Source organism: Serratia aquatilis (genome assembly GCF_044865145.1).
Lineage (GTDB): Bacteria > Pseudomonadota > Gammaproteobacteria > Enterobacterales > Enterobacteriaceae > Chania > Chania aquatilis.
In genome coordinates this window covers 564,021-582,433 of sequence record NZ_CP173186.1, presented here as the reverse complement: position 1 = coordinate 582,433, position 18,413 = coordinate 564,021, and the positions used below count along the sequence as shown (strand labels likewise).

The 18,413-nt window shown below is 52.3% G+C and carries 17 protein-coding genes; 5 read left to right on the top strand and 12 right to left on the bottom strand.

Annotated features, from left to right (window positions below):
- Positions 1-257 precede the first annotated feature (257 nt).
- Together gltB and SAQUA_RS02625 are read left to right on the top strand one after the other, a co-directional pair.
- Complete coding sequence (gene gltB, locus SAQUA_RS02630) at positions 258-4,718, top strand: glutamate synthase large subunit (RefSeq protein ID WP_380677530.1); 4,461 nt, start codon at positions 258-260, stop codon at positions 4,716-4,718.
- A 14-nt stretch (positions 4,719-4,732) separates the two neighbouring features.
- Positions 4,733-6,151, top strand: coding sequence for a glutamate synthase small subunit (locus tag SAQUA_RS02625; protein ID WP_380677528.1), 1,419 nt, complete (start codon positions 4,733-4,735; stop codon positions 6,149-6,151).
- A 125-nt stretch (positions 6,152-6,276) separates the two neighbouring features.
- On the opposite strand, the gene sspB is transcribed toward SAQUA_RS02625, so the two are convergent.
- From sspB to zapE, 5 genes are all read right to left on the bottom strand, one after another.
- Positions 6,277-6,774, bottom strand: a complete 498-nt coding sequence (gene sspB / locus SAQUA_RS02620; protein ID WP_380677526.1) for a ClpXP protease specificity-enhancing factor — start codon at positions 6,772-6,774, stop codon at positions 6,277-6,279.
- 5 nt (positions 6,775-6,779) lie between these two features.
- Positions 6,780-7,421, bottom strand: coding sequence for a stringent starvation protein SspA (gene sspA / locus SAQUA_RS02615; RefSeq protein ID WP_380677524.1), 642 nt, complete (start codon positions 7,419-7,421; stop codon positions 6,780-6,782).
- A gap of 438 nt (positions 7,422-7,859) precedes the next feature.
- Positions 7,860-8,252 carry a 30S ribosomal protein S9 gene (gene rpsI / locus SAQUA_RS02610; RefSeq protein ID WP_380677522.1) on the bottom strand — a complete coding sequence of 131 codons (393 nt, stop codon included), beginning with the start codon at positions 8,250-8,252 and terminating at the stop codon, positions 7,860-7,862.
- Between the two features lie 15 nt (positions 8,253-8,267).
- Positions 8,268-8,696, bottom strand: a complete 429-nt coding sequence (rplM, locus tag SAQUA_RS02605) for a 50S ribosomal protein L13 (RefSeq protein ID WP_380677520.1) — start codon at positions 8,694-8,696, stop codon at positions 8,268-8,270.
- 291 nt (positions 8,697-8,987) lie between these two features.
- The gene (gene zapE / locus SAQUA_RS02600) at positions 8,988-10,115 is read right to left on the bottom strand and encodes a cell division protein ZapE (protein WP_380677518.1); all 1,128 of its coding nucleotides are present in this window, start codon (positions 10,113-10,115) and stop codon (positions 8,988-8,990) included.
- A 232-nt stretch (positions 10,116-10,347) separates the two neighbouring features.
- Here zapE and zapG point away from each other — a divergent pair, with 232 nt between their 5' ends.
- The 3 genes from zapG (at position 10,348) to degS (ending at position 13,467) form a co-directional block, all read left to right on the top strand.
- Positions 10,348-10,746: a Z-ring associated protein ZapG gene (gene zapG / locus SAQUA_RS02595; RefSeq protein ID WP_380677516.1), complete on the top strand. Its 399-nt coding sequence runs from the start codon at positions 10,348-10,350 to the stop codon at positions 10,744-10,746.
- 203 nt (positions 10,747-10,949) lie between these two features.
- On the top strand, positions 10,950-12,320 hold the full coding sequence (degQ, locus tag SAQUA_RS02590) for a serine endoprotease DegQ (RefSeq protein WP_380677514.1): 1,371 nt from the start codon (positions 10,950-10,952) through the stop codon (positions 12,318-12,320).
- 88 nt (positions 12,321-12,408) lie between these two features.
- A complete protein-coding gene (degS, locus tag SAQUA_RS02585) occupies positions 12,409-13,467 on the top strand; it encodes an outer membrane-stress sensor serine endopeptidase DegS (protein ID WP_380677512.1) in 1,059 nt (352 codons plus the stop codon).
- An 85-nt stretch (positions 13,468-13,552) separates the two neighbouring features.
- Here degS and murA read toward each other — a convergent pair whose 3' ends face one another.
- The 7 genes from murA to mlaF all read right to left on the bottom strand — a co-directional run bounded on the left by murA (position 13,553) and on the right by mlaF (position 18,364).
- Complete coding sequence (murA, locus tag SAQUA_RS02580) at positions 13,553-14,812, bottom strand: UDP-N-acetylglucosamine 1-carboxyvinyltransferase (protein WP_380677510.1); 1,260 nt, start codon at positions 14,810-14,812, stop codon at positions 13,553-13,555.
- A gap of 53 nt (positions 14,813-14,865) precedes the next feature.
- A complete protein-coding gene (ibaG, locus tag SAQUA_RS02575) occupies positions 14,866-15,120 on the bottom strand; it encodes a BolA family iron metabolism protein IbaG (protein WP_380677508.1) in 255 nt (84 codons plus the stop codon).
- A gap of 142 nt (positions 15,121-15,262) precedes the next feature.
- Positions 15,263-15,565, bottom strand: coding sequence for a lipid asymmetry maintenance protein MlaB (gene mlaB / locus SAQUA_RS02570; RefSeq protein ID WP_380677506.1), 303 nt, complete (start codon positions 15,563-15,565; stop codon positions 15,263-15,265).
- Positions 15,565-16,194, bottom strand: coding sequence for a phospholipid-binding protein MlaC (gene mlaC, locus SAQUA_RS02565; RefSeq protein WP_380677504.1), 630 nt, complete (start codon positions 16,192-16,194; stop codon positions 15,565-15,567). Before mlaC ends, mlaB begins: the two co-directional genes overlap by 1 nt.
- Before the next feature lie 32 nt (positions 16,195-16,226).
- Positions 16,227-16,757 (bottom strand): outer membrane lipid asymmetry maintenance protein MlaD, encoded by a 531-nt coding sequence (gene mlaD / locus SAQUA_RS02560; protein ID WP_380677502.1) that lies wholly within the window; start codon positions 16,755-16,757, stop codon positions 16,227-16,229.
- Positions 16,758-16,761: 4 nt separating this feature from the next.
- Complete coding sequence (mlaE, locus tag SAQUA_RS02555) at positions 16,762-17,544, bottom strand: lipid asymmetry maintenance ABC transporter permease subunit MlaE (protein WP_380677500.1); 783 nt, start codon at positions 17,542-17,544, stop codon at positions 16,762-16,764.
- 4 nt (positions 17,545-17,548) lie between these two features.
- A complete protein-coding gene (gene mlaF / locus SAQUA_RS02550) occupies positions 17,549-18,364 on the bottom strand; it encodes a phospholipid ABC transporter ATP-binding protein MlaF (protein WP_380677498.1) in 816 nt (271 codons plus the stop codon).
- Positions 18,365-18,413 lie beyond the last annotated feature (49 nt).

Here is an 18,413-nt window from a genome sequence, read left to right as displayed (position 1 = left end):
TTCTTTCTCGCTAAGTTGGAAAGCCGCTGGAAGCTTTCTGGGCGGACAAACGTCTCGTCATATTTATGCAGTAATTAAGACTCCCTCTTAAAACAAGTCATTCACCACTTGTGAAAACCTTCACGAGAGGCAACTGATGGAGGGCAGAAAAGCAGATTGGCGATATTAACCTTGCTGATTGGACTTCTGCCTGAATTTGGGAAGCCACCTCGCAGTGGGTTGTAAGAGTCACGCAGAGCCTGGGGAGGTTCACTGGTATGTTGTACGATAAATCCCAAGAGAGGGACAACTGTGGTTTCGGTCTGATCGCCCATATCGAGGGTGAACCAAGCCACAAGGTGGTGCGTACCGCTATTCACGCACTGGCGCGCATGCAACACCGTGGCGCAATACTTGCTGACGGCAAGACTGGTGATGGTTGCGGTCTGTTATTGCAAAAGCCCGATCGTTTTTTCCGCATGGTGGCGGAAGAGCGCGGCTGGCGTCTAGCCAAGAACTATGCCGTTGGCATGATGTTCCTCAGCCAAAACGAAGAGGAAGCCCACGCCAGCCGTCGCATTGTTGAAGAAGAATTACAGAATGAAACACTGTCGATTGTCGGCTGGCGTGAAGTTCCTACCAACCCGGATGTACTGGGTGAAATCGCACTCTCTTCCCTACCGCGTATTGAACAGATTTTCGTCAATGCTCCTGCTGGCTGGCGCCCTCGCGATATGGAACGACGCCTGTTCGTTGCGCGCCGCCGTATTGAGAAGCGCGTTCAGGATGACAGCTTCTATGTGTGCAGTTTCTCTAACCTGGTGACGATCTACAAAGGCTTGTGTATGCCTACCGATCTGCCACGTTTCTACCTGGATTTGGCCGATCTGCGTCTGGAGTCTGCTATCTGTCTGTTCCACCAGCGCTTCTCCACCAATACCGTGCCGCGCTGGCCGTTAGCGCAACCGTTTCGCTATCTGGCGCACAACGGAGAGATCAACACCATTACCGGTAACCGCCAGTGGGCACGCGCACGTACTTATAAATTCCAGACTCCGCTGATCCCAGACTTGCAGGCTGCTGCGCCTTTCGTCAACGAAACCGGCTCCGACTCCAGTTCACTGGACAATATGCTGGAACTGCTGCTGGCGGGCGGGATGGATCTGATCCGCGCCATGCGTTTACTGGTGCCACCGGCCTGGCAGAACAACCCAGACATGGACACCGATCTGCGTGCATTCTTTGACTTTAACTCGATGCACATGGAGCCGTGGGACGGCCCGGCAGGGATCGTAATGTCTGATGGTCGCTATGCTGCCTGTAACCTGGATCGTAACGGTCTGCGCCCCGCACGCTACGTGATTACCAAAGATAAATTGATCACCTGTGCTTCAGAAGTGGGTATTTGGGATTACCAACCTGATGAAGTGGTGGAAAAAGGCCGGGTTGGCCCAGGTGAACTGATGGTGATCGATACGCGCAGCGGCAAGATCCTGCACTCTGCCGAAACCGATAACGATCTGAAGAGCCGCCATCCATATAAAGAGTGGATGGAAAAGAACGTCAAGCGCTTAGTACCGTTCGAAGACCTGCCAGAAGATCAGGTTGGTCGCCGCGAACTGGACGACGCTACGCTGGAAACTTATCAGAAGCAGTTTGGCTACAGCAGCGAAGAGCTGGATCAGGTGATCCGTGTACTGGGTGAGATTGGCCAGGAAGCGACCGGTTCGATGGGCGATGACACACCATTTGCCGTGCTTTCCAGCCGACCACGCATTATTTATGACTACTTCCGCCAACAGTTTGCGCAGGTCACTAACCCACCCATCGATCCGTTGCGTGAAGCGCACGTAATGTCACTGGCCACCAGTATTGGCCGTGAGATGAACGTGTTCTGCGAAGCCGAAGGCCAGGCTCACCGCCTGAGCTTCAAATCTCCGATCCTGCTTTATTCAGATTTTAAACAGCTTACCACGCTGGAAGGTGAATATTATCGCGCCGATACGCTCGATATAACCTTCGATCCGACGCAGCAAGATCTGGAGCAGACCATCCGTGAGCTGTGCGACGAAGCGGAACGAAAAGTCCGTGACGGCGCGGTACTGCTGGTCCTGTCTGACCGTGCTATCGCCAATCAACGCTTGCCGGTACCGGCACCTATGGCCGTCGGCGCTATCCAGACTCGGCTGGTTGAAAAGAACCTGCGTTGTGATGCCAACATTATTGTCGAAACCGCCAGCGCCCGTGATCCGCACCACTTTGCCGTGCTGTTGGGCTTCGGTGCGACCGCAATCTACCCTTACCTCGCCTATGAGACACTGGCCAAGCTGGTAGACAGCCAGGCTATCGACAAGAAGTACCGCGACGTGATGCTGAACTACCGTAACGGCATCAATAAAGGGTTGTACAAGATCATGTCCAAAATGGGCATATCAACCATCGCCTCTTATCGCTGCTCAAAACTGTTCGAGGCGGTTGGGCTGCATCGCGATTTATGCAATCTCTGTTTCCAGGGTGTCGTCAGCCGCATCGGTGGAGCCAGCTTCAGCGACTTCCAGCAAGACCTGCAAAACCTGTCCAAGCGGGCGTGGCTGAAACGCAAACCGCTGGATCAGGGCGGGCTGCTGAAGTTTGTTCATAATGGCGAGTACCATGCTTACAACCCTGACGTGGTGAACTCGCTGCAAAAAGCGGTGCACAGCGGCGAATACAGCGATTACCAGGTTTACGCCAAATTGGTTAACGAACGTCCGATTGCCATGCTACGTGATCTGTTGGCGATCAAACCGCAGGGCAAACCAATCCCGGTCGATCAGGTTGAGCCTGCTGAATCCCTGTTTAAACGTTTCGATACCGCAGCCATGTCCATCGGGGCTTTGAGTCCAGAAGCACATGAATCCTTGGCCATTGCCATGAACAGTCTTGGAGGGTTCTCCAACTCTGGTGAAGGCGGTGAAGACCCGGCACGTTACGGTACCAATAAGGTTTCCCGCATCAAGCAGGTGGCTTCTGGCCGCTTCGGTGTTACTCCAGCTTATCTGGTTAATGCCGATGTTATTCAGATTAAGGTCGCCCAAGGGGCCAAACCGGGTGAAGGTGGCCAGTTGCCAGGGGATAAGGTCACGCCGTATATCGCCAAGCTGCGTTATTCGGTGCCGGGCGTTACCCTGATATCCCCGCCACCGCACCACGATATTTACTCGATCGAAGATTTGGCTCAGCTGATTTTCGATCTGAAGCAGGTGAATCCGAAGGCCATGATTTCGGTGAAGCTGGTTTCAGAACCCGGTGTGGGAACCATCGCTACCGGTGTGGCGAAAGCCTATGCCGATCTGATCACCATTGCCGGTTATGACGGCGGTACCGGTGCAAGCCCTCTTTCATCAGTGAAATACGCGGGTTGTCCGTGGGAACTGGGTCTGGTGGAAACGCAGCAGGCACTGGTTGCCAATGGTCTGCGCCATAAGATCCGCCTGCAGGTGGATGGCGGGCTGAAAACCGGTGTGGACATCGTTAAGGCGGCCATTCTGGGTGCAGAGAGCTTCGGCTTTGGTACAGGGCCGATGGTGGCGCTGGGCTGTAAATACCTGCGTATCTGCCACTTGAACAACTGCGCTACCGGCGTTGCAACCCAGGATGAGAAACTGCGCCGCGATCACTATCATGGCCTACCAGAACGTGTGACTAACTACTTCCAGTTTATCGCCCGGGAAACCCGCGAAATCATGGCGGAGCTGGGTGTCAGTCAACTGGTTGATCTGATTGGCCGTACCGAATTCCTGACCGCACTGGACGGGATCTCAGCCAAGCAGAACAAGCTGGATCTATCTCCGTTATTGAAAACGGCTACGCCGCATACGGGCAAAGCCCTGTACTGCACTGAAGGCAGCAACCCGCCGTTCGATCAGGGGTTACTGAACAAAGCACTGATGGCACAGGCGCAGCCACATGTTGAAGCCAAGCAAAGCAAAACCTTCTACTTTGATATTCGCAACACTGACCGCTCCGTGGGAGCAACGTTGTCAGGAGCCATTGCCACACTGCATGGTGACCAGGGCATGGCGGCCGACCCAATCAAGGTGCATTTCTCCGGGACCGCGGGCCAGAGCTTCGGTGTCTGGAACGCAGGTGGCGTTGAACTGACCCTAACGGGTGATGCTAACGACTATGTCGGCAAAGGTATGGCTGGTGGCCGTATCGTCGTGCGTCCTCCAGTGGGTTCTGCCTTCCGCAGTTTTGAGGCCAGCATCGTCGGTAATACCTGTCTGTATGGCGCTACCGGCGGAAAACTGTTTGCTGCAGGACGTGCAGGGGAGCGTTTTGCCGTGCGTAACTCAGGTGCTATTACTGTCGTTGAAGGTATTGGTGACAACGGTTGCGAATATATGACCGGTGGCATCGTTTGTGTACTGGGTAAAACAGGTATCAACTTTGGTGCGGGCATGACCGGTGGTTTCGCTTATGTGCTGGATGAAGATGGCGAATTCCGTAAGCGTGTTAATCCTGAGCTGGTGGAAGTTCTGGACGTTGATCAACTGGCGATCCACGAAGAACACCTGCGTGGTTTGATTACCGAACACGTGCAGTTGACCGGTTCATCGCGTGCAGAGGAAATTCTGGCTCACTGGCCGGAATGGGCACCGAAATTCGCTCTGGTTAAGCCAAAGTCCAGCGATGTCAAAGCATTGTTGGGTCACCGTAGTCGAAGCGCCGCCGAGCTGCGGGTTCAGGCGCAGTAGTAAGGGGTCATTGAATGAGTCAGAATGTTTATCAATTTATCGACCTGCAGCGTGTTGATCCGCCCAAAAAACCGCTGAAGATCCGCAAAATCGAGTTTGTAGAGATCTACGAGCCGTTTTCGGAAACTCAGGCGAAGGCGCAGGCCGACCGTTGTCTATCCTGTGGCAACCCTTATTGCGAATGGAAATGTCCGGTTCACAACTATATTCCGAACTGGCTGAAACTGGCGAACGAAGGCCGCATTATGGAAGCGGCAGATCTGGCTCACCAGACCAACAGCCTGCCAGAGGTCTGTGGCCGAGTCTGTCCGCAAGACCGGTTATGCGAAGGTTCCTGCACGCTGAACGACGAGTTCGGTGCGGTAACCATCGGCAATATCGAGCGCTATATCAGCGATAAAGCGATTGAGATGGGTTGGAAGCCGGATATGTCACACGTCCATCCAACCGGCAAGCGTGTCGCTATCATCGGTGCCGGCCCGGCGGGGCTGGCCTGTGCCGACGTATTAACCCGTAATGGGGTTAAATCGGTCGTTTTTGATCGCCATCCCGAGATTGGTGGCCTACTGACCTTTGGTATTCCCGCTTTCAAACTGGAAAAAGAGGTGATGATCAAACGCCGCGAAATCTTCAGTGAGATGGGGATCGAGTTCCAGCTCAATACTGAAGTCGGCAAAGATATCGCTATGGAAACCTTGCTGAGCGAATACGATGCCGTATTCCTAGGTGTGGGAACCTACCAGTCGATGCGCGGTGGATTGGAAAACGAAGACGCACCGGGGGTTTACGATGCATTACCGTTCCTGATCGCCAACACCAAGCAGTTAATGGGTTATGAAGCACAACAGCATGAACCCTATATCAGCATGGAAGCCAAGCGGGTTGTGGTTCTTGGTGGTGGCGATACGGCGATGGATTGCGTTCGTACTTCTATTCGCCAAGGGGCTACCCAAGTTACCTGTGCCTATCGCCGCGATGAAGCCAACATGCCCGGTTCCCGGCGCGAAGTGAAGAATGCGCGCGAAGAAGGGGTGGAGTTCAAATTCAACCTGCAACCGCTCAGCATTGAGCTTAACAGCTCTGGACGCGTCGCTGGCGTAAGGATGGTACGTACTCAGTTGGGCGCACCGGATGCCAATGGCCGCCAGGTTGCCGAGCAAGTGCCTGGTTCGGAACATGTGATCGATGCAGACGCAGTCGTAATGGCATTTGGTTTCCGCCCACACCAGATGGACTGGCTGGCAGAACATAGCGTGCAGCTCGATAAACAAGGCCGTATTGTCGCTCCTGAGAGCACGGATAATGCTTTCCAGACCAGCAACCCAAAAATCTTCGCCGGTGGCGATGCCGTTCGCGGCTCCGATCTGGTGGTTACTGCCATTGCCGAAGGGCGTAAAGCGGCTGAGGGCATCATGTGCTATCTGGAAGTATAATCAGCCAGTAGTTCTCTAAGGGCCGGACTCTCCGGCCCTTATTTTTTAGCTAACTTCTGCCAAGCCGTTCGTCAGGCATAAAAAAAGGCACAGCATGCTGTACCTTTTCTACTGCTTAACGCAGATTATTTCACCACACGCAACGCTGGGCGGCCACCACGTGGCGGCGTCGGTTCATCACCAGGGCCGTTATCACTTTGGTTGTTATCAGGACGGTCACCGTCAACTACTGACATCAGCGTCTCTGAAGGGCTCTTTTCAGTTTCTATACCGTCGAAAGTCCCTCCGGCTTCATACCCGGCTTCCGGTTCGAACATAGTGCCCGCCCCGTTTTCCCGCGCATAAATCGCCAGCACTGCAGCCATCGGCACCGAAACCTGACGCGGTACACCACCAAAGCGTGCATTGAAGCTCACTTGGTCGTCCCCCAGTTGCAGATTACCTACGGCGCGCGGAGCAATATTCAATACAATCTGGCCATCGCGGGCAAACTCCATCGGTACCTGAACATCTGGGCGCATAACATCCACCACCAGATGCGGAGTCAACTGATTATCCAACAGCCAGTCATAGAATGCCCGCAACAGATAAGGACGGCGCGGGGTCATCTGAGACATATCCATGGCACTTAGCCCCGGGTCTGCAGGCGCATTTCGCGCTCGGCTTCGGTCAGGGAGGCCAGGAATGCATCACGTTCGAATACGCGGGTCATGTAGCCTTTCAGCTCTTTGGAACCGGCTCCGATCAGATCAATGCCCAGTTGCGGCAAACGCCACAGTAGCGGAGCAAGGTAGCAATCTACCAGACTAAACTCTTCACTCATGAAGTAAGGAGTCTGACCAAAGATTGGTGCGATCGCCAGCAGCTCTTCGCGCAGTTGGCGGCGTGCTGATTCAGCTTCCTGGCCGTTGCTCTGCTCGATTTTGTACATCAGCGAGTACCAGTTTTTCTCGATACGTAACATCATCAAACGGCTTTCACCACGCGCAACCGGATAAACCGGCATTAACGGTGGGTGCGGGAAGCGTTCATCAAGATACTCCATGATGATACGGGATTCATACAGCGTCAGTTCGCGATCAACCAGCGTCGGTACCGTTTGGTAAGGATTCAGGTCAATCAGATCCTGCGGCAGGTTATCGGGTTCAACCTGCTCGATCTCAACGCTGACACCTTTTTCCGCCAGTACGATACGTACTTGATGGCTAAAGATGTCGGTCGGGCCAGAGAACAGCGTCATTACCGAACGTTTGTTGGCAGCGACAGCCATGAAAACCTCCAAGTTTTGTCTAGAAAATACGGCGAATAGCCAAACACCCATTGCTTTTCAATCTGCAGCATACTGGCTGCTGGCGGAAATCTCAGTCACTGACTTCAGTAACCGCGCCCTTGCCGCAAAGTGCAATTCATTGGGTACATCAGGCTGCTATCATGAAAAATCCTGACCGCAAGCGAGCAGCTCTTAGGTAAACCTTAGGTCTAGGAACGGCCTCGGAGGTAGACTGACAGCAACTGCATGGCGAACAGGCGAAAAATTGGAAGACAGTCTACCAGATTTTGACTGTTTTGTGGGTGCTATGCGGTGATTTCATATTGATTTATCCATCAGGCCGCAGATTTCATTCAAGTTTAAACTTGGTGCACGCATAAAAAAACCCGGTGTAGCACCGGGTTTTTCGCGGAAATTGCACTGCCGAGGCAGTAGAAATTAACGCTTGGAGAACTGCGGACGACGACGTGCTTTACGCAGGCCGACTTTCTTACGTTCAACTTTACGAGCATCACGAGTGACGAAGCCAGCTTTACGCAGCTCACCACGCAGAGTCTCGTCGTACTCCATCAGTGCACGGGTGATACCGTGACGGATAGCACCAGCTTGACCAGAGATGCCACCACCTTTAACGGTGATAAACAGATCAAATTTGCCAACCATGTCGACCAGTTCCAGCGGCTGACGAACTACCATGCGGGCAGTTTCGCGACCGAAGTACTGTTCCAGGGTGCGCTGGTTGATAACGATGTTACCGTTGCCCGGCTTGATAAAGACGCGAGCGGCGGAGCTTTTGCGGCGACCAGTGCCGTAGTATTGATTTTCAGCCATTGCCTATAATCCCGATTAGATGTCAAGAACTTGCGGTTGCTGTGCCGCGTGATTGTGCTCAGTGCCAGCGTAAACTTTCAGTTTACGGAACATTGCACGACCCAGCGGGCCCTTCGGCAGCATGCCTTTAACCGCGATTTCAATCACACGCTCAGGACGGCGGGCAATCATCTCTTCAAAGGTCGCTTCTTTGATACCACCGATGTGACCGGTGTGATGGTAGTACATCTTGTCAGTACGCTTGTTGCCGGTTACAGCAACTTTTTCAGCGTTCAGAACGATGATGTAATCGCCTGTATCAACGTGCGGGGTGTATTCCGCTTTATGCTTGCCGCGCAGACGACGAGCCAGTTCAGTAGCGAGACGGCCTAAAGTTTTACCGTCCGCATCAACAACGTACCAGTCGCGTTTTACGGTTTCTGGTTTAGCTGTGAAAGTTTTCATTGAAAGCTTACCCAATAATTAGTTACACGCAGGTGTTCACCCAACGCTCGAAAACAGTTGAGGCTCACACGACCATCAAGTCCAGCAAACCTACCCCTTCGAATAGCCATTGCCGGCACTATCAAAGTTTTGGGAAAAAAACTTTGTTGTAACGTGGGGTCGCAGGATTATAGAGAAGTCCCCGGCAAAGGTCGAACTGTTTTTGAATTGAAAACGGATTTAACGCGATTACCTGATTTACATAAGTGAGAAGATCTACCGACGGGCCTGATAACCAGGCCCGGAAAACGCTTACGGCAGATGCGGCAACTTCAGGTACTCTTCGCTCTGCATCTCCTGAAGGCGCGAAAGGCAACGCTGAAACTCAAACTTCAACTGTTCTCCCTGATAAATCTCAAACATCGAGGCTTCAGCGCTGATCACCAGTTTGACGTGGCGCTCATAGAACTCATCCACCAGCGCCAGGAAACGACGGGCAGTATTCTCTTTCAATGGCCCCATAACGCGAACATTGTACAACATCACGCTGTGATACAAGCGTGACAGAGCAATGTAGTCCAGTTGGCTGCGCGCATCTTCGCACAAGGTATGGAAATCTACCGCCAATATCCCATCAGCAGCACGTATCGCAGGCAATGGACGGTGGTTTATTTGCAGCACAGGGGCATCGCCCTCCACCTTCCCTGCCAGTTTGAAGAAAATGTGATCCATGGTGTCTTGCGTCTGTTGATTGAGCGGCGTCAGATACAAATGCGCCTGCGTCAGGGTCCGCAAACGGTAATCGATACCCGCATCGACATTCATTACATCGCAATACTGCTTGATTAATGCAATCGCCGGCAGGAAACGTGCTCTTTGCAGACCGTTACGATAGAGATCGTCCGGCAGAATGTTGGAAGTTGCTACTAGCGTTATCCCGCGTGCAAACAGTGCCTGCAACAAGGTCGCCAACAGCATGGCATCAGTGATATCGGAAACAAAAAACTCGTCGAAACATAGCACATCCGTTTGCGCCTTAAAGCCATCGGCAACGATTTCCAGCGGATTTTCCTGCCCTTGCAACTCCGTCAACTCTTCATGGACTCGCAGCATAAAGCGGTGAAAGTGCAGCCGCAGTTTGCGATCGCCGGGCAGGCTATGGAAGAACAGATCCATCAGCCAGGTCTTCCCTCGCCCCACGCCTCCCCACATATATAGCCCTTGCACCGGGCGCTGGTGGGTTGTTTCCTCCCCCTTGCCCAACCAACGGCTGAGTTTGCTGCGTAGGCCTGCGCTTGCGATAGCTGGGGTGGGTGCCTGCTGTAATGCCTGATAAATATGATCCAGTTGAGTAACGGCCTGGCGTTGAATCGCATCGGCCTGATATTCCCCTGCATCCAGCGCCTGCTGGTAGCGTGATAACGGTGACTGTGCCTGCATTTATTCTGAGATCCCTAAGAACTTTAAGAATTTATTTCGCAAATTTTCGCTGCGTTTCGCTGCTGCTTCGTACCCTTTTCGCCACATTTATCGGCGATGCTGCCAGAGAAAAACCCAGTAAACATAGGGTAAAAGGTTTATCAGGATTCCACTCGGACAAGGTTAACGGTTATAGTGGATATTATTAAGTGAAAAATCCCTGCGGAACAACGAAGTCAAAATAGGAGTCATTATGACCTGGGAGTATGCGCTGATTGGTTTGGTTGTCGGTATCGTGATTGGTGCGGTAGCGATGCGCTTTGGTAATAGTAAATTACGTCAGCAAAAAGCCTTGCAAAGCGAACTGGATAAAAGCAAAACAGAGCTCGAAGAGTATCGTCAAGAACTGGTTGGCCACTTTGCCCGCAGTGCCGAGTTGCTGGATAATATGGCACGTGACTATCGCCAGTTGTATCAGCATATGGCGAAAAGCTCCAACAACCTGTTGCCAGATCTGCCGATCCAAGATAACCCGTTCCGTTATCGTTTGACCGAAGCGGAAGCCGATAACGATCAAGCTCCGGTAGAAATGCCACGCGATTATTCCGAGGGGGCTTCAGGCCTGCTGCGTGGTGCACCAAGCCGCGATTAACCGCCTCCACAACAAATGGCCCGTGGAGCTATCCACGGGTTTTTTAGTTCTCGTTCATCCCCTGCTACTGACTTCTGAACTATTCTTGTTGTTGACGAATAAATGAACTTTTCACGCAAATTCACGGTCTTACACTTCGCTATGATATTGCAATTGCTTTATCATCAAAATTTCACCGGCAGGTATTGAGAGAGTTATCATCAATGAAGAAAAAGTCTTTAATTCTTAGTGTATTAGCAATGAGCATTGGCCTGTCATTCGCCTCCGTACCGGTGGCCGCTGCAGCATTACCTGCCGCCGTTGAAGGGCAGGCGCTGCCTAGTCTGGCACCTATGCTGGAAAAAGTACTCCCCGCAGTGGTGAGTGTGCAAGTGGAAGGAACCCAGGTACAACGCCAACAGTTACCAGAACAATTCAAATTCTTCTTTGGCCCGAATATGCCTTCTGGGAAGGAAAGCTCACGTCCTTTTGAAGGACTCGGTTCAGGCGTCATTATCGATGCAGAAAAAGGCTATATTCTCACCAATAACCACGTAATCAATAATGCCGATAAAATCAGCATACAGCTCAATGATGGCCGTGAGTACGAAGCCAAACTGATCGGCCGAGACGAACAGTCTGACATTGCTTTACTGCAGGTCAGCAATGCTAAAAATCTGGCAGCAATAAAAATTGCAGACTCCGACAAGCTGCGCGTCGGTGATTTTGCCGTTGCAGTTGGTAACCCATTCGGCCTCGGACAGACCGCAACCTCAGGCATTATCTCAGCACTGGGTCGTAGTGGCCTGAGCCTTGAAGGATTGGAAAACTTCATCCAGACCGATGCCTCAATCAACCGAGGTAACTCCGGTGGTGCGTTGGTCAACCTTGCTGGTGAGTTGATCGGCATTAACACCGCAATCCTGGCACCAGGCGGTGGTAATGTCGGTATCGGCTTTGCTATCCCAAGCAATATGGCGCAAAGCCTGAGCAAGCAGTTGATCGAATTTGGTGAAGTGAAGCGCGGCCTACTGGGCATCAAAGGCAGCGAAATGACTGCCGACATGGCGAAGGCGTTCAAGTCGGACGCACAACGCGGTGCCTTTGTCAGCGAAGTACTGCCTAAATCTGCCGCAGCCAAGGCAGGTATAAAAGCGGGTGACATCCTTATATCCATCGACGAAAAACCGATCAACAGCTTCGCCGAATTGCGGGCCAAGGTTGGCACTACGGCTCCAGGCACTACCCTGAAAATAGGCCTATTGCGTGAAGGTAAACCGATGGATGTGTCCGTAACGTTGGATAACAGCCAAGATGCCTCAACCAATGCCGAAACACTGACCCCATCTCTGCAAGGTGCCTCACTCAGCAATGGCGCGCTGCCAAACGGCGATAAAGGCGTGAAGATCGATAACGTCGAAAAAGGCACCCCTGCTGCACAAATTGGCTTACAGAAAGGGGATGTGATTATCGGTGTAAACCGTGAGCGCATCGAGAACATCGCCGCGTTACGCAAGCTACTCGAAGCCAAACCGGCAGTAATGGCACTGAACATCGTGCGCGGTGAAGAAAACATTTACCTGCTGCTGCGTTAATTTGTTTAAAACCGGGCTCAGTGACATACTGCGCCCGGTTAACTCATGTTATCCTCCCCCCATCTTCCCTTTGAACTTCCAGAACTCTATGTTTGCTAAGTTTTTGCGTTCTATTTTTATTGGTTTGATTGTCGCCGGCCTGATGTTGGTTGCATTACCTGCGTTGCGTTCATCCAGTAATATATTCGCCAGCAAATCAGAGAATACCAGCAGTGAAACCCCGACCAGCTTCAATACCGGCGTGCGCCGTGCCGCCCCTGCGGTGGTGAATATCTATAACCGCAATATGAGTGGCGCACCTAACATCCTGTCTTTGGGGTCCGGTGTGATCATGAACGATCGCGGCTATATCATTACCAACCGCCACGTTGTCAAAGACGCTCAGCAGATCACCGTGGTTCTGCAAGATGGCCGCCGTTATGAGGCACTGCTGGTAGGGTCAGATAGCCTGACCGATCTGGCCGTGCTGAAAATCGATCCGGGTAATTTACCGGTGATCCCGATCAACACCAAGCGCCCGGCACATATCGGCGATGTTGTTCTGGCAATCGGCAACCCCTATAACCTTGGGCAAACCGTTACGCAGGGTATTATCAGCGCGACCGGTCGTATCAGTATGAGCACTAACGGGCGGCAGACCTTCCTGCAGACCGATGCCTCAATCAACCGTGGAAACTCCGGGGGAGCACTGGTCAACTCGCTAGGTGAATTAATGGGGATCAACACCCTGACCTACGACAAAGTTACCGATGGGGAAACGCCAGAAGGTCTGGGTTTTGCGATCCCAACCGAACTGGCGACCAAGATTATGGATAAACTGATCCGCGATGGGCGAGTGATCAGGGGTTATTTTGGCATTCAGGGGAAAGAGATCATTCCGATACGTGCCAACAATAGTGGCATTGATCGCCTGCAGGGGATTATCGTAACCGAACTCACCCCTAATGGCCCCGCAGCCAGCGCAGGCTTCCACATCAATGACATTATCATCAACGTCAATAATAAACCTGCCGTAGCCGTGTTGGAAACCATGGATCAAGTGGCAGAAATTCGCCCAGGAACCCAGATCCCGGTAGTGGTGCTGCGTGACGGTAAACGCATCACGTTAAATATGACGGTGGGTGAATTCCCGGAAGATAACAGCTAACACCCCTAATTGCCGTTTTCCCCCTGGGCAGCAAAAAGCCCGGCGAACCGGGCTTTATAACGTTAACACATCAGGCATTACTCAGCTATTCGCCTTTCACACGCTCTATTTTCGCACCCAGCCCACGCAGCTTGTCTTCAATGCGCTCGTAACCACGATCAATGTGATAAATACGATCGATGGTCGTTACCCCTTCCGCAATACAACCCGCCAGCACTAAGCTTGCAGAAGCCCGCAGATCGGTTGCCATAACCTGTGCGCCCGAAAGCTGCTCAACACCGTGGCAGATCACAGTATTGCTCTCGATTTCTGCATGAGCGCCCATACGGATCAGCTCAGGCACGTGCATGAAGCGATTTTCAAAAATGGTCTCAGTGATCACGCCAGTCCCTTCAGCCACCAGGTTCAGCAAACTGAACTGTGCCTGCATATCGGTTGGGAAACCTGGGTGTGGGGCGGTACGCACGCTTACCGCTTTGGGGCGCTTGCCATGCATGTCCAGACTGATCCAGTCTTCGCCGACTTCAATATCGGCACCCGCTTCACGCAGTTTTGCCAACACGGCATCCAGCGTATCTGGGCGAGTATTGCGGCACAGCACTTTGCCACCTGACACGGCTGCAGCGACCAGGAAAGTCCCGGTTTCAATACGATCAGGCAGAACGCGATAAACCCCGCCGCCCAGACGTTCAACACCTTCGATGGTGATCCTGTCCGTACCCGCGCCGCTGATTTTGGCACCCAACGTGTTGAGGAAATTGGCAGTATCAACAATTTCCGGCTCGCGTGCCGCATTCTCAATAATGGTGGTCCCAGTCGCCAACGTGGCTGCACTCATGATCGTCACGGTCGCGCCAACGCTGACCTTATCCATTACGATATGAGCACCTTTCAGTCGCCCTTCGACGGAAGCTTTTACATAACCCTCTTCCAGTTTGATTTCAGCACCCAACTGTTCCAGGCCAGTAATATGCAGATCAACCGGACGTGCACCGATAGCGCAACCACCAGGCAGTGACACCTGGCCGCGGCCAAAGCGCGCAACCAATGGCCCCAAGGCCCAGATAGAGGCACGCATGGTTTTCACCAGATCATAGGGAGCGCAGAACTCATTGACTTCGCTGGCATCAACGAATACCGAGCCATTACGTTCGATTTTCGTGCCTAACTGGTTAAGCAACTTGATAGTGGTATCGATGTCCTTCAGTTTAGGGACATTCTGCAGCTCGACGGGCTCTTCCGCCAACAGCGCGGCAAACAGGATCGGTAGGGCTGCGTTTTTAGCCCCGGAAATAGTGACCTCACCGCTCAGGCGAGTCCGACCCTGCACACGAAATTTATCCATTTAACTACTCTCTGTTATCTGTTCCGAGCCGCCTGCCCGCCGGGCAAACAGCCTTAAAGTCCGTTGAGTTTGCGATCTCGCTGCCACTCTTCTGGGGTGTATGCCTTAATGGATAAAGCATGAATACGGTTATCAGCAATGTATTCCATCAGCGGCGCATAGACAGCCTGCTGTTTTTTGACGCGGCTCATAGTGGCGAACAGTTCACCCACGACGATCACCTGAAAGTGACTGCCATCGCCGGTCACATGAGCTTCATCCAGTGCTAATGCTTTCATCAGCACGTCTTTAATTTCGCTATTTTCCATAGTATCCAGTTCTGTGTCAGAGGCTGATATTAATAAACATAACATCTTAGTGGAATCCGGCGCTTTCTTAAACTATAGAAAAAGCCCCTGGACGACAGGGGCTTTCAGCGCACTTTCCGCTCGCAACTAGCCGAAAATATGGCTAACTAGCGGTTTCAAAAGATATTAGTGCTTGCAGATTATAGAGTGTGACCAGCGTTTGCAGCCGTTCCGTCGCACCCGAAATTTTCAACTCCCCACCCTGCTGGTGCCGTTGTTCACGTAAGTGCAGCAGCAGCGCCAGTCCAGAAGAGTCAACACGCTGTAGTTGCGAGACATCAATGGTATTTTTATCTGCCAGTAATGCCTCACGTTGCTGCCAAAGCGGCAATAACGTTTCACGATCAAGCTCGCCACTCAGAACCAGCGTCTGCTCTTGTGATACCCAGCTCAGAGCTTCTGCCATCACTTTTTCTGATCCAAAGTAATAGGTTGTTTCGCTGCAGCTTGCAGTTGCTGAGTCAGACCTTCTATCCCTTTGAGGCGTAGAGTCGATGCCCACTCATTCTGTTTGGTGGTGATCATGCTGACGCCTTCGGCGATCATGTCATAAGCCTGCCAATAGCCAGTCTTACTGTTTTTACGCCATTGGAAATCCAGACGAACCGGTGGCCGACCGTCATTGTCATTGATGGTTACGCGTATCGCGATAATATCAGCATTACCCAGCGGCTGTTGGGGTTCAATCTCATAAGTTTGGCCATGATACATTGCCAACGCCTGGCCGTAAGCCTGCTCCAGGTATGCCTGGAAGGCGGTGAAATAGGCTTCACGCTGCGCAGGAGTCGCTTCTTTGTAATAACGGCCCAGCACCAGTGCACCCGCATACTTCACCTGCACAAACGGCATCAATTCGTCATGTACGATAGTGCGCAGATAGTTGGGATCTGCCTTGATTTTTGACTGCTCGCTTTTCAGGCGTGTGAAGGTTTTTTGCGAAGCATCACGCATCAGGCTGTAAGGGTTCGTCTGATCCACAGCGTTTGCCAGTGGTGCAACCACCAGCAGAGCCACCATCAATAAACGTTTAAACATGCAGGCATCCTCAATTAATGACTTGGAGCAGGTTATGGAGCAACAGCTGCTGGCTCGGCTGAGGCGGGATCAGCCGTTTTATCCTTACTGTCCTGCCCCCCACTTTTATACAAGAATTGGCCGATCAAATCTTCCAGAACCATAGCTGATTTTGTGTCCTGAATAGTACCACCATCTTTCAGGATAGCCGTCCCCATATCAGGATCTTCAAAACCGACATTCAATGCCAGATACTGTTCCCCCAGCAGGCCGGAGGTGCGGATGGCAAGTGAACTGGTGTCCGGAATATGGTTATATCTGCTCTGAATATCAAGCGCTACACGAGGCGTGTAGGTCTCTGTATCGAGTGAAATCTCAGCCACTCTACCAATCACCACACCGCCGATCCTCACCGGAGAACGTGCTTTCAGGCCACCGATGTTATCGAACGTGGCGTAAATACGGTAAGTCGGCTCATTACCGATCGACTTGACATTAGCTACCTGAAGGCAGAGGAAGACGACTGCACACAGTGCAATCAGCATAAACGCTCCAACCCAGATTTCACTTTTCTTCGTTTGCATCGAATCAATTCCCAAACATCAGTGCAGTCAGCACAAAATCCAATCCCAGCACGGCCAGTGACGAATGTACCACGGTACGTGTCGTTGCCCGGCTAATCCCTTCTGAAGTCGGTATCGCATCATAGCCGTTGAAAATCGCTATCCAAGTAACGGTAAAAGCAAATACCACACTCTTGATCAGACAGTTGAGTAAATCCTTTCGCCATTCAACTGCACCTTGCATTGCCGACCAGAAAAAACCGCTGTCGATACCTTTCCAGTCAACACCTACTACCGAACCGCCCCAAATACCCACGGCAACAAAAATAATCGTCAGCAACGGCATGCTGATCAGCCCCGCCCAGAAGCGTGGAGCCACAATGCGCCGCAACGGATCAACAGCCATCATTTCCAGGCTGGAGAGCTGCTCGGTAGCTTTCATCAGGCCGATCTCTGCAGTCAATGCAGAACCGGCACGACCAGCAAATAACAGCGCAGTAACCACCGGCCCCAGTTCGCGCAGCAGCGATAACGCCACCATCATGCCCAGACTGGCTTCTGCACTATAGGTAGTGAGAACAATATAGCCTTGCAGCCCCAGCACCATGCCAATAAACACACCGGAGACCATGATGATCAACAATGATTGCACACCAACGCTATACAATTGCTTAATCAACAGCGGCCATTGCTTGCGCGGTTCGGGGCGACCGACCAGCGCCTGGAACAGCATTAACCCGGCACGTCCAAAAGAAGCACTGGTATTGATAGCACTGCGCCCAAATGACGCTAACGCTTTTAAAAACATGAGGTTATTTACTCCCTTCCCCTAAAAGCTCCGTCCGATAATCGCCTGCGGGGTAACGGAAAGGTACTGGCCCATCGGCAATACCATCCAGAAACTGACGTACACGCGCATCAGGATTATTCTGTAATTGCGGTGCAGTGCCCTCGGCTATCACATGGTGGTCGGCCACAATATAGGCGTAATCAGCAATACTCAATACTTCGGGTACATCATGCGAAACCACGATGCAGGTGATCCCCAGTGCGTGGTTCAGTTCATCAATCAGTTTAACCAATACGCCCATGGTGATCGGGTCCTGTCCGACAAAAGGCTCATCGAACATGATCAGTTCTGGATCCAGTGCAATAGCACGCGCCAGAGCCGCACGCCGCGCCATCCCCCCGGAAAGCTCGTTCGGCATAAGTTCTGCCGCGCCACGCAGGCCCACAGCTTCCAGTTTCATCATTACGGTGCTCCGCAGGATAGGTTCCGGCAGGCGGCTATGCTCACGCAATGGAAACGCCACATTCTCAAATACCGTCAGATCGGTGAACAACGCTCCCGACTGAAACAGCATGCTCATCTTCTTGCGCGATTCATAGAGCCGACGACGCGACAACGCCGGAATATTGTCACCATCAAACCAGATCTCACCGCAGTCAGGTGTCAATTGGCCACCTATCAGGCGCAGTAAGGTAGTCTTACCAATACCGGATGGCCCCATGATCGCCGTCACCTTGCCACGAGGTACTGTGAGGTTGATGTCTTCGAATATAAGCCGATCGCCGCGAGAGAAGCTCATGCAGCGCACTTCGACCAGATTATCTGCCTTCTGGTGCATGTTAATGGATCCTGTACAGGTCGTTTTTGCCAAATCACTCTGAGATGGT